This is a genomic window from Deinococcus pimensis DSM 21231 (genome assembly GCF_000519345.1).
Classification (GTDB): domain Bacteria; phylum Deinococcota; class Deinococci; order Deinococcales; family Deinococcaceae; genus Deinococcus_A; species Deinococcus_A pimensis.
This window is the reverse complement of the sequence record NZ_KI912654.1, coordinates 99,302-113,836: the sequence shown is the minus strand read 5'-3', so window position 1 is coordinate 113,836 and position 14,535 is coordinate 99,302. Positions and strand designations below refer to the sequence as shown.

Sequence of the window (14,535 nt, the reverse complement as noted above, 5' to 3'; positions counted from 1 at the left end):
GCGTTTTGTGGAGAAAACCCACCTTACAGTTCACCTCCCATCATGAGGTGGCCGGTATGACAAATTAAATTATGGCGCTTAATTTTAATACCAAGCTGTGTTATCCACAACTTACGCGCGAGGAGCGTTAGCGAGCACTCGGCAGGGAGTGTGTGCATGACGAGTTCGGACATCTCTGTGCAAGTGTAGCGGGCCAGAAGTACAGGTCCCACTGAAAGTGAGCTCGTAGGGCCGACCTCCTCGTGTCAGCCCTCGCGCTAGCACTTTAAGTTGCTGGCAGAACGCTCAAGTGGAGATCGTAGACCCTTGCCGGATCTCGTTAGCAGCGCAATAACGTGGACAACAAAGACCTAACCCCCCAAGTGTGTGACCATCAGCACCTGTCTCTACAAGCTGATTGGTTTATTTCCGAGCCTCGGTACAGCAGGCATGGACAAAAGATCGGGCTTGTCACGTTGGATCGGGACGTAGTCTGGTTAAGCGCGTCCCCTGCCGATTTAATGGCTAAAGCACAACTTGCCAGACGGTGTCTATATGAGCGACTGCTCCTTAGCGGATTGGAGTTCCTTTGGGTGCTCCTTCATAGAGCTACACATACTGCGACATAGGATGCGTGTATACTGGCTATGACACGATTCCAGCCAGATTCGGCGTCCAATTACATATTACTTTCTACAGCCCCGATGACTCGCCCCGATTGTACCAACTTTTGTGGTACATACAGAGATATGAGAAAAGCTGCATTCTATTAACCGAAAGACTAAACGCTTTCGAACGTGTGGACAAGTTCATTCCGTCGATTGAGAAAAGGAAAACAATGAATTACGGAGAACAGCTGGCCTCATGGTATTTGCGATTGAACGGCTTTCTTCCCATGCCGAATTTCGTTCTACATCGTCAAGGCGAGACCGATATCCCGGATAACCGATATCATAGCGATATTGATCTACTCGCGATACGCTTTCCCTATGTGTACGAAGAAATTGGAGGCCGAGCGAGAGATTGGGACCAAGAAACTTTATCATTGCTCTTATCTGACGAAAAGCCCAGTGGAGTAATTGTAGAAGTTAAGACTAGTGAAGAGTGTGATCCTTGGACGCGCCAATCTTGGATTGAGCGTTCTATTCAGCGGCTTGGCATGCTTCCCTTGAATGAAACTACTGCCGCCGCTCGCCATCTGCACCGTGAAAGGTCATCTCGTACTACCAGACCCACCGCACCGGTTCCCTACGAAAACCACCAGGCTATCATTAGTACGCTTTTGGTGTGTCCCAGGGGGCGCGAGCACGTTTTGCGTCCACGATATACCAAAGTCGTGTCACTTGAGCACTGTGAAGAGTTTATCATCGAGCGAATATTACGGTATAGAGATCCCAAACGTGCAAGTCGACTATTCTTTCCTGACGAATTGATGCAATACCTATCCTGGAAATACACTAGCATCTGACATTGTATTTTGCTCAATCCCACCCAAAATTCACCTCTCATATATCATTGTCACTAAACGCTTTAATCGCAATTGTCACGCTTCTAGCTTTTAGTTATTAGTGTATATCTCATTATTAGAGGTAACAATTTCTTTTTACCGACAACGGCATGTGTAACGATGTGCTGCGTGGTCAGAAAAGATTGTATTAAAATTCTTCTGAAGCACACTTGTTTTCGACTTTAGTCTTCGTATACCGAAACACGTTATTATAATGATGCCGTAAATTATCACGGAGGATCGTGACGTCTAACTGGTCTGGAGGATGAAATACCTGACCATGGAGAAATGTGTAATTTGGATCGTGCGAGGCGGCGCTTACTTCGGCCAATTGTACCTTTAGAGTCTCTGGGTGAATAGAAATTTCACCGCTATCAAATAGCTTATGAATGTCTGATCGGAGGAGTAAGCTGTTTTCTGGTTTGTGCTCACCATCAGCAGCATAAGGTTTTATATGGGCTGCATCAAGAACGGTTGTGACGCGAGCTCCGCTCAAGCAACACGTGCCATTATAAAGTTGGAGAGTAGAGGCGCGAAACATGTTTTGGCCGAGTCGAGGGTGAACCAGGTACGCCTTGCCAAAACGTGTGTGATCAACAGCAGGATTGTCATGACAAGGTGCTAGCCCAATATTTTCCAAGAGTCCTCGCAAAGAACCTTCAGCACCAATATCAGAGATCCCGACGTGATCTGAAGATCGCTGTAGAGTTGCAAAGTTGAGTGAATTCAACGAAACTGCCTGCTCTTCGTCAAGGAGAAAAATGTTTGTTAAAAGCACGCTGCGTATCGCAACTTCTGCGCTCACCGGGTGCAGAAACGCGTCTTGAATCTGCTGGATCCATTGCTCATATGTTTCTGTTAAGTTAACAAGCATAAATGTGTGCCAAGCTTGCTCTAATGTCAGCGAGTATTCGTGTATAACTTCGCCGCCGCCAAAAGCGATTTGAGGTTGTCCATTCTCAGAACTGGCAAGAACAAGCAGCTGCCCTGGATGAAGAGGAGGCAGCCCGGCCTCAGGTAGCACTACAAGGTGGAGGTCCTCCAATTCATCGAAACGATGTCGAAATGCGTTAATCCAAGCGTCGGGAATGACATACGGCACGATCCGAGCGGGTAGCGAAACTATCTCATCCAGCTCATACGGCAACTCCGCCTCAGATATTTGTCTATCTTGTTGCTCGCCTTGAAGTGCCATACGCTGTAAGGCCGTCTCTCGCACTTCCTCGTCTGCATCCTGCGTAAGCGTGCGGACAGTATCAAGGGGCGTGCGAATGTGTTCCGCGACCGCTCGGCGAACCCACGACCACTGATCTTGCGCAAGGACGTTGAGTAAAAGAGCTGGGCAAGTGGTATTCTGCGCCACCCCCCATCGAACGCGTGACAAGTTATGGGCGCTGAGCTGTTCAAGGTAAGGAATTGGGATATTTGGGTGTCGAGCGACGCGCTCGAGAAGCCAAGGTCCTGCATTCATTAGCTCTGTGAAATGATAAGGGGCCAAACTCAAATCAGGATCGGGCTCAGGTGTACTCGTATCCCGCAAATCTTTCCATACACCGAGGCCGAATACTATAGGAGCAACTGCTTGAAATGCAGGGTTGGCTAAAGCATTACTCCGAACCCACGACACTTGATCACCTAAGAGGTGCAGCAGCGTCGATCGACTCACCAGCTGGCTGGTCGCGAGAAGCGCCCGCACAGCGGGAGAGTCGTCATTCGCAAAAAGCGCAATGACGTCGCTTGGTAGCTCCGGTTGCTTGAGAAGAACCCACCGTATCCACGGACGCTCGTGATACACGCGAATAAGCATGCTGCTTTCTAGCCACGCACCTGAGGGTGCGATGGCCTGTAAGCTCTGGTCAAACCCAAGGTGCTGAAGAAGGATTCGGACTTCATTCGGAAGTTTATGATTTTGACTTGCCGCCAAACGGACGCTGGCGTCCCGATCACATGCCAATCTCTCGAGAACCTCGGGACGTTGGGAGCGTGCGGCCACAACAGCACGAACAGCAGGTGAGGTGTCGTCGCAATATCCGTGCAGTTTGGACGTACTCAAATTTCGATGGTGCAGGACCATAAGTCGCACTTGTTCAGTCGAGTAATTCAGTAGGTCGGTAAGCGCGCCGGCCGTAGTGCTCATGTTCTCCGCCAGCGCAAGATGAACGCGATGATTTTTCTGGCGTGCTAAGCGCCGTTGGAGCTTCTCTGGGCACTGAGGGTGTGAAGCCCAAGCAAGTTGCAGCTGCTCGTCTGGGACGGGATCCCACGGTTCCTTCGTCATGTCCGGCAAGTCCACGCCGTTGCTGCCTAGAGATACTGCACGTAACAACTCATCATGATTCACGTCAGTGCAAGAATAGCTAAGACCAGCAACAACGTCAGCGAAAATGCCGTCGTAGGGGCACCATCGAGTGTTTGGGCATAGCTTTCAGGAACGGGACAGAGTCGTCCCTGAAACTACTCATACAGAATTATCGAGCCAAGCTCACCTTGTCGCTCGAGCGACTGGAAGGGCACTTGAGGGGAGTTGTAAAAAAACTAACGTGATCGGCCAAGAAGTTGGGTCCGGTGGCTGCTGCGCAGCGCCGCACGCACGCGCGTTTCGTCCTGCCAGTCCGGATGGGGCAGTCGGAACGTAGGGAGAGAGCTTGCGGTTCCTGCTACGAAGCTTTGCACGGCCGCGTCACCAAGGGCATACCCGTGGTTCTCCAATGCAGCGATCTCACCTTCGCTAAATGCGTCAAGGTCCGTGCGGATCCCGCCAATCAGTTCAGCGACCTCTGGGGAGTAGCCGTGCTGAAGGCATGCTGCACTGCTCGGCAGACGTGACGCGTACGCGCTCACATGCTGTCCAACGGACCAGTACGCGCTCACGTGCGTCCCCTTACCCGACTCTGCGAGCAGCCAGCGTTTACGAAGCGAACGCGACTGCGCGTCAAGGATGGAGAGGTGTCGCGGCAGACGCGCCCAACGTCCACGGTCCGCGGCGAAGTCGAAGGTGCTGCCGCCGTCACTGACGAGCATCACCGCGTGCGTCTTCCAGACGGGCTCAAGGGCGAGGTTGTCGTAGTTCCCGCCGTCCGTGAGCCGCAGCCCACGGACGAGCTGAGGGAAGTCTGGACGGGTGCGGGCCCGGCCGCGTCGGAGCTGTTCAGGCGAGAGGTCCAGGTGGAGTGGACTGAACACGGGGGGAAAGCAGGCGCTCGCAGCGGCGGCCAGGGCGAGCGGGTACGCACCATCATGCCGGGCGTATCCCGCGCGGTAGTCGCCCATACGGGTACGTTCGAACACCCAGTTCACGCCGAAGGCCATATCGGTCGCGCAGAGCACGAAGTTTGGTGTTCGTGGAAGACTGCCGAGCCGCCCGAGGTCCAGCCGCTGCTCGAGCAGCGCCGCGACCCGCTCAATGGCGGAGCTTCCCCACCAGTTCCAGGGTTGCAGCCGCGCCAACAGCGGTGCCGTGCGTAGGTCCTGGGTGCAGAACGCCCGGAAGGGGCGGGCGACCTGTACCTCCCACACTTCGCTTGGCAGAGGCTGGGGTCGAGGCCAGGGCAGGGCGCGGGCGAGGAACGCGGAAAAGATGCTTCCACCCGACACGCTGGACACGGTCCTCAGGTTACCGAGCAGACCGTACTCGTCCAGGCGACGAACCGCGCCGAGGTGAAAGAGTGCGGCGCGGTACCCGCCGCCGGACAGGCATAAGCCCACACCACGCCGGCGGGGCGCGGTGAGCTCGAGAGTGGGTTCGTCGAGAGGCTCGTTGATGGGGAAGTCGTCGGCGACCACGTTGCGGTTCCTTCCTTCTGCCGGATCGGTGTTCACGTCATCATAGGCAAGGCGCGCTCTACAGCACGCCAAATATGCCGCGCGCCGGGCAGCGCCTCGATAAGCTGAGAGGGCCCACGATCGTCAAGGACCACCACCCCTCCCCCACCAATGACAAGTTTCAGCAAGCGGGCGACGAAGCCGAGAAGCAGATGGCCTTCTACCTGAGGCGCACCTTCGGCACCGACCCGAGCGTCCATGTGTTCCACAACCTTCGCTTTGAGCGTGAGGGGGACGCCGCGCAAATCGATCACCTGATCCTGCACCGGTACGGCGCGGTCATTGTGGAGAGCAAGAGCGTGACGAGCGCCGTGCGGATCAACGAGCGCGACGAGTGGGCAAGGCAGTGGAACGGACGGTGGACGGGCATGTCGTCACCGGTGCTGCTGGCCAAGCGGCAGGCGGATTTCCTGTAGTCGTACCTGGCTGCGCATACGAATGACCTGCTGGGGAAGTTTATGTTCGGGATGCTTCAGAAGGGCTTCGGGGCATTCGTGATCGACGTGGTCGTTGCGATCAGCGACGGGGGTATGGTGGAGCGCCGCGGGCCGTTACCGGAGGTCCGCAAGGCGGATCAGGTGCCGGAGCGGGTGCAGGAGCTGCTCCGGGATCAGCAGCGGTTGCCGCAGCCGCTCAGCGTCATCGGACCAGATCGCCGCGCGAAGGATTGGGGGCTGGCGCTCAGCGTGGAGGAGTTCGCGCGGGTGAGTGCGTTCCTGCGGGCGAAGCACATGCCGAAGGTGACCCTTGGGGCTTCGGAAGCTTCGATGACTGTTATTGAGCAGAAGGGCGTGTACGGGCGGCACGCCCCTTCATTAGAGGACACTGCACACGCGAGGTAGTACAAACGAGGTCAGCGGATGTGACGGCGTCGACCCCCTTCTCCGCCGTATTCACACAGGCTACCCGCCGCCACTGCCAGAGCACGAGCTTAAGCGTCACTTACGGCAAGTACGGCTACTACTACAAGTGCCGTGGTTGTGAGGGCAACACGCCCATCCAGCTGACCTGTGGGGGTTGTGGTGGAAAGGCTCGCACCCGTAAGGCGGGTGACGAGTTTTACGCGGACTGCCCGGACTGCGGCTCCAGTGTCCTCTACCACCGCAACACTCCCTCCTGACGCCCAAAACATGTCCTTCTGCTCGTTCGAGCGTGCTTCTCGCCGCGCGCTCGGTATTGAGCGTGGCCTGCCGAATTGCCCTCAGCTTCCCGGTTGCCGTGAGCCGAAGGCGGGGATGTTAACGTAAATGGGTAAGGTAGGCGTATGGACACCACTGAGGAAGCCAATCCACGCCAGCGTAACGGTTCACGATGGGTGCACGGCCTCCTCACTGCGTTCGCGCTTGTCCTTGTCACGGTCGGCCTACTGACGCACGGTGAGCCTCCGGCCACGATCAGCGGCGACGCGGCAGACATTCGTGCCTACTGCGAGCAGGCCGCGAGGGTGAAGATGCAGGCGTCCGCGGAAGCTCGGTTTGGGCCTGCGGCGAGCTCGGCGTTGAAGGTAGATGAGTTCACGTGGCGGTGGCTCGGGTGGGTTGACGTGCCAGGACGAACGGGCAAGATCGTCCGGTCGATGGTTTCCTGCAAGGTGACGCGCGAAGAGCCGTGGGTCGCGGATGTGGACGTCTCCATCTTCCCTCAGTGAGGCCTTCTCGTCTGATTCGTCTCACCCTGCTGTCGACCTATCACTGGGTAAGGGTAAGCCCACTGCAGTGGTCGTCTCTTTTCAGGGCAGATCCGCAGATGTCCGACTTGCAGCGTGGGGGTTGCGCGTGCATTGGTTTCTCAGGCAGCAAGCCGTTAAAGCACGAGCCTCCGCGCAAATGTTTGTCCTTCACGCGCTAAAACACAGCAGAATAAGCGCGGTATGAAGACTCACCTCAAACTCCTCTTCCTCGTCGTCCCCCTCACTGCCTGCACGCCTGCCACGATGGAGGGGTTTGGGCGCGGCCTTGCTCAGGGAGCTCAGATGTCTGCGCAGACGCCCATGACCGCAGGTGTCGATTGCATTGGGGCGACGTATGGCACGATTACGACAGCCAAAGCCAACCTCTCGGTGACGGCGACAGCCGATGGTCTGATGACGGGTACCTTCACCAACAACGGGACGGTCTTCAGAGCAGCAGGACGCACGAACACGCATGCGGAGAACGGCAGGTTGACGTTCAGCCAGATCAACCTTGACCTGGACAGTCGCGTCTCCGGAGGTGCGAACGCGAGTGCAGGAGTCCAGAGCGGCAACGCCAGCTATGGCGTCAGCGGTGGCTTAAGCACAGCGCGAGGCTCTACCGGCACATTGACTGGAGTTGTAGATTCGGCGGGAGGCTTCACTGGTACCTTCCGCGGGGTGCAGGGCTCTTACCGCGCCGTGCTCCAGTGCAACCAGTCCTCTTAAAGAGGTGCGCCCCTAGCCAATGTGCCTCGGTCCACAGCTGACGTCCCTACAGCCCGATCGGCGCTCTGCCTAGCTCTACTGGGGCAGAGCAGCTGACGTGGACCGAAGCCAGACGTATCAGGAGGGATGGAGGTTCGAGGATGCATCCTCGAACCTCCATCCCACTGTTTGGCCTTAAAACTACAGCTGCTAAATATGCAGAGCTTGGCTGGAAGGTAAGAGAGGATAGTAGAAGCCATCCTGAAAACGGCAAGAGGCGGTTGAGGTACGCTGGCCACTCATGGTGCTTCTGACCTCCACCCCCAGCGACACCTACCGCGTGCTCAGCGACTACGAGACGGTCTACGTCGAATCGCACGACCAACGCTCGTGGAAGGAGGGCGACTTTTACGGCGATCCGTAGGCCGCCCTGATCACCTGGGACGAACGATGGGCCGTCATCGTCGGCGAAAGCGTCGTGGTGGTCCGACTTGACGCCCTGGGCGACCAACCGCTCAAGCAGATCACACTCGACACCTCTGACGTGTTCGGTGACGCCCTGGATCAGGTCGCTTCCATCCACCCGCCTATCGTCCTGTACCGTCTCTTCGTTGGCCCCGCTCCGAAGCCCCTGTGGATCGAAGCCGTGTAGCAGCCCAACCAGGAGTGTGTGCGTCTCGTCGCTGATCCGCTCAACGATGGAGCAGGCATGAGTCGGTCTCAAAACCCGTTCAGAGCGTGATGCCACGCTGAGGACGTGGAACTGACCGAGCCGCAGTGGAAGATCGTCGAGCCTCTCTTCCCACCCCCCAAGGCCACCGGGCGCCCTCGCCGGGACGACCGGCTCGTCCTCGAAGGCGTTTTGTGGGTACTCCGGACAGGCGCACGCTGGAAAGACCTACCTGGACGCTTTCCGCCGTACCAGACCTGCCACCGCCGCTTCCAGCAGTGGGTCCGCTCGGGACTGCTCGACCGCGTCCTGCAAGCCCTGTACGAGGACCTGGTTGAGCGCGGGCAGGTCAAGCTCGACGAATGGTTTATCGACGGCTCCTTTGTCCTGGCGAAAGGGGGGGCTCTGCTGTCAATTACGGTCCCCGAGGCAAGGGGAGCAAGGTCATGGCAATCACGGACCGCCATGGTCTACCTGTCGCTCTCCACCTCGCCCCTGCTGCACCGCATGAAGTTACCCTGGTCCATAGCACTCTCGACGCTGCCTTCGGCCTCGATCACCCCGCTCGGCTGATCGGAGACACCGCGTACGACAGTGACCTGCTGGACCAGCAGTTAGCCCGCGAGGGCATAGAGATGATCGCGCGCAACCGAAAGAACCGGACCAAGACGCAGGATGGCCGCCCGTTGCGCCGGGCGAAGCGGCGGTTCGTGGTGGAACGGCTGTTCGCCTGGTTGCAGCGGTTCCGGCGAGTGGTGGTCCGATACGAGCGCTTCGCGGAAAACTACTTGGGCATGGTACAGCTCGCCGCGATGGTCATCCTGCTCAGGCAGTTTTGAGACCGGCTCCTATGTCTGCTTTACCTGCCGCGCCGACGGGCTGATGAACCTCATCGACGCCATCAACACCACCGGCCTCGTGTCCAGCTTCGCGCACCTCAGCCTGCACCATCCCTTCGAGCGCGGCCACAGCAGTCTCTACGCCGCCCTCAAGCACGGCAGTCTCGACGTTGTCGCCCTGCAAACGTTGCTTAGCCGCACCCTAGTCCACGCCATCGCGTCTGTCACGACTTGGGTCTGAAACGAGCCAAGAGTGCACCTACAGCTACCACCATTGACTGGTTTACTCAGTACATCAACTCCACGGTTGTTCGAGCACATCAAGACGCCGCAGGCGCTCGAGGAGGTCAACACCATGAAGTGCTTTGGCGATCACGCGGCGGATCCAGCACCACGCTGCATCTCAAATGCGAACGGTAGGGCAAGCCGCTCGCCCTCCACCTCACGGTGGTGAGCGGCACGAAATGGTCGGCTTTCGCCCACTCCTCGACGCGGGGAAGGTGAAGCGCTGCTGCCAAGGACGACCCAGGCACCGACGAAAGCAGTAGGTCGGCGATCGCGGATACAGCAATGGGGTGACCCGGAAGGCTTTGCACCGTCGGGGCATTCGTGCAGTGATGCCACAGTAGCGAGATCAGCGTCGTCCATGGAACTACGACCCGCAGCCGTACTACAAGCGAAATCATGTCGATCGAGCCATGGCTTGGATCAAGCGGTAGGGTCGGGTGTCGACGCGGTGCGACAAGCGGCAGGTCCATGATTGGGCTTAGCTGACCCGCCCTCAGTCTTGGCGTGGCTTCCAGGCAGAGTTGCCCAGACAGCCACTGCGTGCCGACAGGCACAATGAGGACATGGAGCCCTCTCCCGCACAAATTCGCGATGTTCGTCTGCACGTGCAGAACCATCAACCTCACGACGTGACGTTGGTTGTCGAACCGTGGGGTGAGGAGGTCGTACTCCTCGCTGGTATGACGGTGACAGTGATCGTTCGCGGCGTGCGAGCAGCAGAGGTCGAGCTGGTCTGGGGTGAGCAGTATTTCACCTTGTTCGCGGCACCAGGGTCGACGCTTGCCGTGGAGGACGAGCGGGGATCCCGGGTGCTGGACATCGAGATTCCCGTTCCAGGGTTACCGGAGGGCATGTCGACGCGGGCGTTCGTACGTCAGGTACTTGAGGGCGAAGCCGAGATCTGACCTTGTTTCTTGGGAACACACCCTAGTCTTCGATTTGAACGCTGCGCTCCGGCTCCACATTTCCGTCGTTCCTTGGGATTTCGGACCTGCCGACTTTTCATCCAAAGCCGACAAAGCTTGACCAGTAAAAGGCGGCCGCCGCGCTTCCCTGACTCTCGGCTTCAAGGTGTAAGGCACGCACAAGGCACGCGGCCCTATCCTAACGCGAACGCAAATGGAAAAACCCCCAACCAGTGGGGGTTTTTTTGGCGCGCCCGAAGAGATTCGAACTCCTGGCCTTCTGATCCGTAGTCAGACGCTCTATCCAGCTGAGCTACGGGCGCATCGTGGTGTGACTGGGTGTGGTGCCGTCGCGGCAACTCGCGGAGTATAGCATCGATCGTGGGGACGCGCGAGGGCGGGCCGCGTGGCGGGTGCTGTCGCGGGTCGCGCGTGTTCTTCCACGTCCGGCAGGGAGCGGACAGCCAACTTGTCTAGACGAGTTTTATACAGTGTCCGACGAAGAACTCACCTCCCGCCCGTTCGTCGAGCGACCCCCTCGACTCCTTCCAGCGTTACGCTCATCTGCAAACCACGATCATGAGACGGCCACCTCGCACGGCGTCCACCCGAGCGCCGCGGTTCGGTCCGCGGTACGTCATCGAAGCGGCCCGGACCGGGCGACCCGGCTCGACCGGAGGCACCCCACGAGACGAGGAGCGCTCCTCCCGGCGTTCGCATCGGCCCAGGCGCGGTGGAAATGTGACGGGTGACGGGCACGGATGCCCGACACGACGAGTCGAGGCGACGTGGATCGGAGTGCTCGTTCTAAATTAGAGTATATAAAAGTATTTCTCGAACCGGGGCGATGCTGCATCCCGGACCAGGAAGACTGATCGAAGTGACCGATTCCCTTTATAACCGGTCTTATGAAGAGTGAATGCACGCAGGTCTTCTCTCCTGCCGCGACCGAACGGGTTCGCCCATCGAGCGTCCCCACCGCGCCCTGCCCGAACCGTCACGTCCACCACGCACGTCGGTCCGTATGCTCCGCCACGAGGCCGAGCATGAACGAGACGGACTCGACGAGCACAGGCGCACCCGTCCCACCGGGCGGCGTACACCCCGAAACGGACGGAGCGGAGGCTCAGTTCGATTTCGCGCCGCCGGCACGTCACGAGGACCCGCGAGGTGCACTGACGGCGTGACACGCCTCGGAGCCCGCAGCAGGTCCGACCTACGCGCGCCCGGGTCGGCGTGTTCGCCGTGAGTGCGGGCGCGTGACGCCGTCATCGCGGGCGTCGCCCAGACCTCCCCCGTGTCCGATGAGGAAGCGTGAGCGTTTCACGAAGGTCACGTGCGCGCGTGTCACAATGCCCGGACCTCGTGGTGACCGATGCCTGACACCCCCGACCTGCCGCACACCCCCGCCGAACCCGCCTCGCACCTCCCCCCCGCCCGCGCCCGCCGCACCATGCGCCTGTCGCTCCTCGAAGGCGGCGCCACGCAGCTCTTCCTGAACTGGACGACCGGCAGCGTCCTCACCGGATACCTCATGAGTCTCGGCGCGGACGCCGCGACCCTCGCGCTCGTCGCGGCCGTCCCGATGCTCGCGCAGGTCACCGGTCCGTTCGCGGCGGTGCTCGCCGCGCGGCTCGGGGCGCGCAAACCCCTCACGGCGCTCCTCGGCCTGGTCGGACGCGTGATGTGGGTGCTCGCGGCGTTCCTGCCCCAGCTGGGCGTGCCGCACGGCTGGCAGCCCGCCGCGCTCGTCGTGCTCGTCGGCCTGTCGAGCGCCTTCCAGGCGCCCAACGGCGTCCTGTGGTCCTCGTGGATGACGGACGTCGTACCCCTGCGCGAGCGCGGCGCGTACTTCGGCCTGCGGACCGGCGTGCTGGGCGTGGTGGGGATGCTCGGCAACCTCGCGGCGGGCGCGTTCCTGGATCACGTGGCGTCCCCGCTGGGCTTCCAGGTGGTGCTGCTCGCCTCGGTCGTCTGCGCGCTCGCGGGGCTCGCGCTGCTCGCCCTGCACGACGAGCCCGTCATGCCGCGCGTGGATACGGGTCTGCGGCGCACCCTCACCGCGCCCTGGACGGACCGCAACTTCCGCCGGGTGCTGGTGTTCGGTTCCTACTGGACGTTCGTGGTGATGCTCGCCGGACCCTTCGTGTTCCCCTACTTCCTGGGGCAGCTCGGGCTCTCGTTCACGCAGGTGGCGGTGTGGTCCGCCATCGCGTCCGTGTGCGCGCTCGGGACGAGCTGGTGGTGGGGGCGCGTGGCGGATCAGGCCGGCAACAAGCCCGTGCTGCGCTTCGGCACGGTCCTCGCGGGTGTGGGCCTGCCCGGCACGTGGATCCTCGCGGGACTCACGGGACGCGTGGAGTTCGTGTGGCTCAGCGCGGTCCTCGACGCGCTGGCGTGGGGCGGGATCGGCGCGGCCCTGTTCAACCTCGCGCTGGGCAGCGCGCCGCGCGAGCAGCGCACCGCGTTCTACGCGACGTTCTCCCTCGCGACGGGCGTGGCGGGCTTCGTCGGGGGCGCGCTCGCCGGGCCCCTGCTGACGGCGCTGCTCGCGCATCCCGTGACGACCGCTCACTTCACGTGGACGGGCTACCACTCGCTGTTCGCGCTGTCGGGCATGCTACGCGCGGGCGCGCACCTGCTGCTGCGCCGGGTGGACGAGCCGGGAGAGGCCCGCCTGCGCGACGGGGTGCGCCGCGTCCGGCTGAGCCGACCGCTCGACAACGCCGCCGACTGACCGCCCTCAACCGTAGTACTCGGGCAGTTGCCGCAGCGTCTCCCATTGCGCCCGGTCGTGCCCGAAGACCACCAGCGCGTCCTGCTCGCGTTCGGCGAGGTCCATCAGCTTCACGACGCTGGCGCGGACCGCCTCGTCGTCCGGCCCCCCGCCCGTCCCGTCGCGGGTGAAGTGCTCGCGGAAGGGCACCGCGTCGACCGTCAGGATCACCGCGCCCGTGCCGGGGAGCCGCACCAGCACCGACTGGTGTCCCGGCACGTGCCCGCTCGTCTCGATCAACTCCAGACCCGGCAGCAACTCCGTGTCCCCGTCCACCAGCCGGACACGCTCGAGCGGTTGATCCCACTCGGACCGGGTCGCCGCGAAGCGCGGGTTCGTCGCCGCGTCGAGGTGATGGGCCCGCTGAACCACGTAGCGTGCGTTCGTGAACGCCGCGTGCCTCCCGGCGTGATCGATGTCGTAGTGCGTCGAGACGACCAGGTCGACGTCCCCGGGCGTCAGGCCGATGCTCGCGAGGTGCTCCACGACGTCACGACCGTTCTCGAAGTCCGACGCCTCCTCCGGAAGGTGCTCCGGGAGACCGCTGTCGATCAGGACGTTCCTGCCGTCATTCGTCCGCGCGAGGTAGCAGACGATCGGAATGCCGTACTCCGGCATCGTTCCCACCTGCATCAGGTAAAGCCGCGTCACCGCGCTCTGGCTCATGAGTTCCTCCCTGTGCCCGCATCATACGTTCCCGCCGGGCGGCGCGTGCCGCGAAACCGATCGGGCGACCGGGGCCCTCCAGGAAGTCCGCCTCGGCACCCCGTCACGACCCGTGCTCGTGTGTGTCGGAGGGAGCGTCGGCGCCGAGCGGCGTGACGGGCGTCGCCTCGACGCAGGGACCGTCCGTCCCGGAGCCCTGCCAGAGGACGCGCCGCACCTCGTACGTGCGTCCGTTGAGTCCGGAGACGAGATCACCGGGCCGCAGGTGGGTGGGGCCGGTGGCGGGCAGGTCGAGCAGCAGCGATTGAGGGCCGGTCATCCGCACAGGATAACGAGCCCGTCCGTGGGTCATGAGCGCGAATGCGGCGTGCAGGGCACTTCCGTCCCGCCATGGGGCCGCCATGCCTCCCCGTCTATGGTGCCCTCATGCACAGACTCCTGATCCTGTTCGTCCTGACCTTCGCCTGCGCCACCGGCGCGAACGCCCAACCCGGACGTGACCCGTCGACGCTGCCGTTGCCGGACGCGACGTTCGTGCGGGTGAACGACACGCGGATCGCCGTCCGCTGCGACGGCGCCGCCCGCGCGGGGCAACCGCTCGTCGTGCTCGTGTCCGGTCAGGGCGTGCCCGCCGTGTCGTGGGTGCTGCCGCCGCCGGACGACCTGCAGGGAGAGGTGATGCTGCGCCCGCCGTTCGGCGCGCGGC

15 protein-coding genes, 1 tRNA gene and 1 pseudogene are annotated in these 14,535 nt (G+C 61.1%); 12 read left to right on the top strand and 5 right to left on the bottom strand.

From position 1 onward, the window contains the following. Positions 1–778: 778 nt before the first annotated feature. The gene (locus tag DEIPI_RS37920) at positions 779–1,447 is read left to right on the top strand and encodes a hypothetical protein (protein ID WP_157463701.1); all 669 of its coding nucleotides are present in this window, start codon (positions 779–781) and stop codon (positions 1,445–1,447) included. A 187-nt stretch (positions 1,448–1,634) separates the two neighbouring features. On the opposite strand, the gene DEIPI_RS36735 is transcribed toward DEIPI_RS37920, so the two are convergent. Beyond that, complete coding sequence (locus DEIPI_RS36735) at positions 1,635–3,827, bottom strand: HNH endonuclease (RefSeq protein WP_157463700.1); 2,193 nt, start codon at positions 3,825–3,827, stop codon at positions 1,635–1,637. A gap of 194 nt (positions 3,828–4,021) precedes the next feature. Further along, positions 4,022–5,305, bottom strand: a complete 1,284-nt coding sequence (locus DEIPI_RS31565) for a patatin-like phospholipase family protein (protein WP_169737126.1) — start codon at positions 5,303–5,305, stop codon at positions 4,022–4,024. A 38-nt stretch (positions 5,306–5,343) separates the two neighbouring features. On the opposite strand from DEIPI_RS31565, the gene DEIPI_RS35640 reads away from it, so the two are divergent. The 9 genes and pseudogenes from DEIPI_RS35640 to DEIPI_RS0115360 all read left to right on the top strand — a co-directional run bounded on the left by DEIPI_RS35640 (position 5,344) and on the right by DEIPI_RS0115360 (position 10,387). After that, complete coding sequence (locus DEIPI_RS35640) at positions 5,344–5,724, top strand: nuclease-related domain-containing protein (RefSeq protein WP_027482360.1); 381 nt, start codon at positions 5,344–5,346, stop codon at positions 5,722–5,724. Positions 5,725–5,775: 51 nt separating this feature from the next. Further along, entirely contained in the window at positions 5,776–6,150 is a 375-nt protein-coding gene (locus tag DEIPI_RS35635) for a hypothetical protein (protein WP_157463699.1), read from the top strand. 422 nt (positions 6,151–6,572) lie between these two features. Next, the gene (locus DEIPI_RS0115385; protein WP_157463698.1) at positions 6,573–6,956 is read left to right on the top strand and encodes a hypothetical protein; all 384 of its coding nucleotides are present in this window, start codon (positions 6,573–6,575) and stop codon (positions 6,954–6,956) included. A 222-nt stretch (positions 6,957–7,178) separates the two neighbouring features. Next, positions 7,179–7,706, top strand: a complete 528-nt coding sequence (locus tag DEIPI_RS37915; RefSeq protein WP_157463697.1) for a hypothetical protein — start codon at positions 7,179–7,181, stop codon at positions 7,704–7,706. Between the two features lie 280 nt (positions 7,707–7,986). Continuing rightward, positions 7,987–8,109, top strand: a complete 123-nt coding sequence (locus DEIPI_RS41895; RefSeq protein ID WP_281173224.1) for a hypothetical protein — start codon at positions 7,987–7,989, stop codon at positions 8,107–8,109. A 333-nt stretch (positions 8,110–8,442) separates the two neighbouring features. Next, positions 8,443–9,194 (top strand): IS5 family transposase gene (locus tag DEIPI_RS36730; RefSeq protein ID WP_211238304.1). Its coding sequence is split into 2 segments (ribosomal slippage): positions 8,443–8,740 and positions 8,740–9,194, totalling 753 coding nucleotides; the frame shifts between segments, so codons are not numbered across the junction. 43 nt (positions 9,195–9,237) lie between these two features. Continuing rightward, positions 9,238–9,435 (top strand): hypothetical protein, encoded by a 198-nt coding sequence (locus tag DEIPI_RS0115365; RefSeq protein ID WP_027482356.1) that lies wholly within the window; start codon positions 9,238–9,240, stop codon positions 9,433–9,435. 47 nt (positions 9,436–9,482) lie between these two features. Further along, positions 9,483–9,602: pseudogene (locus DEIPI_RS41505) on the top strand (IS5 family transposase); the annotation flags it as partial. A gap of 443 nt (positions 9,603–10,045) precedes the next feature. Continuing rightward, complete coding sequence (locus DEIPI_RS0115360) at positions 10,046–10,387, top strand: hypothetical protein (protein ID WP_027482355.1); 342 nt, start codon at positions 10,046–10,048, stop codon at positions 10,385–10,387. 246 nt (positions 10,388–10,633) lie between these two features. Here DEIPI_RS0115360 and DEIPI_RS0115355 read toward each other — a convergent pair. Beyond that, a tRNA-Arg gene (locus tag DEIPI_RS0115355) sits at positions 10,634–10,710 on the bottom strand. 1,052 nt (positions 10,711–11,762) lie between these two features. On the opposite strand from DEIPI_RS0115355, the gene DEIPI_RS0115350 reads away from it, so the two are divergent. Continuing rightward, the gene (locus tag DEIPI_RS0115350; RefSeq protein WP_084474351.1) at positions 11,763–13,124 is read left to right on the top strand and encodes an MFS transporter; all 1,362 of its coding nucleotides are present in this window, start codon (positions 11,763–11,765) and stop codon (positions 13,122–13,124) included. 6 nt (positions 13,125–13,130) lie between these two features. Here DEIPI_RS0115350 and DEIPI_RS0115345 read toward each other — a convergent pair whose 3' ends face one another. Beyond that, the gene (locus DEIPI_RS0115345) at positions 13,131–13,829 is read right to left on the bottom strand and encodes an N-acyl homoserine lactonase family protein (protein WP_027482353.1); all 699 of its coding nucleotides are present in this window, start codon (positions 13,827–13,829) and stop codon (positions 13,131–13,133) included. A 103-nt stretch (positions 13,830–13,932) separates the two neighbouring features. Next, on the bottom strand, positions 13,933–14,148 hold the full coding sequence (locus tag DEIPI_RS0115340; protein ID WP_027482352.1) for a hypothetical protein: 216 nt from the start codon (positions 14,146–14,148) through the stop codon (positions 13,933–13,935). A 107-nt stretch (positions 14,149–14,255) separates the two neighbouring features. Here DEIPI_RS0115340 and DEIPI_RS40035 point away from each other — a divergent pair. Further along, the coding region (locus DEIPI_RS40035) for a hypothetical protein (protein ID WP_045234434.1) at positions 14,256–14,535 on the top strand (280 nt) is incomplete at its 3' end.

Bases quoted from the DNA above. Each gene is read 5' to 3' on its own strand.
- DEIPI_RS35640 (WP_027482360.1), top strand. From the start codon at position 5,344: ATGCCGCGCGCCGGGCAGCGCCTCGATAAGCTGAGAGGGCCCACGATC.
- DEIPI_RS35635 (WP_157463699.1), top strand. From the start codon at position 5,776: ATGCTTCAGAAGGGCTTCGGGGCATTCGTGATCGACGTGGTCGTTGCG.
- DEIPI_RS0115385 (WP_157463698.1), top strand. From the start codon at position 6,573: ATGGACACCACTGAGGAAGCCAATCCACGCCAGCGTAACGGTTCACGA.
- DEIPI_RS37915 (WP_157463697.1), top strand. From the start codon at position 7,179: ATGAAGACTCACCTCAAACTCCTCTTCCTCGTCGTCCCCCTCACTGCC.
- DEIPI_RS41895 (WP_281173224.1), top strand. From the start codon at position 7,987: ATGGTGCTTCTGACCTCCACCCCCAGCGACACCTACCGCGTGCTCAGC.
- DEIPI_RS0115365 (WP_027482356.1), top strand. From the start codon at position 9,238: ATGAACCTCATCGACGCCATCAACACCACCGGCCTCGTGTCCAGCTTC.
- DEIPI_RS0115360 (WP_027482355.1), top strand. From the start codon at position 10,046: ATGGAGCCCTCTCCCGCACAAATTCGCGATGTTCGTCTGCACGTGCAG.
- DEIPI_RS0115350 (WP_084474351.1), top strand. From the start codon at position 11,763: ATGCCTGACACCCCCGACCTGCCGCACACCCCCGCCGAACCCGCCTCG.
- DEIPI_RS0115345 (WP_027482353.1), bottom strand. From the start codon at position 13,829: ATGAGCCAGAGCGCGGTGACGCGGCTTTACCTGATGCAGGTGGGAACG.
- DEIPI_RS0115340 (WP_027482352.1), bottom strand. From the start codon at position 14,148: ATGACCGGCCCTCAATCGCTGCTGCTCGACCTGCCCGCCACCGGCCCC.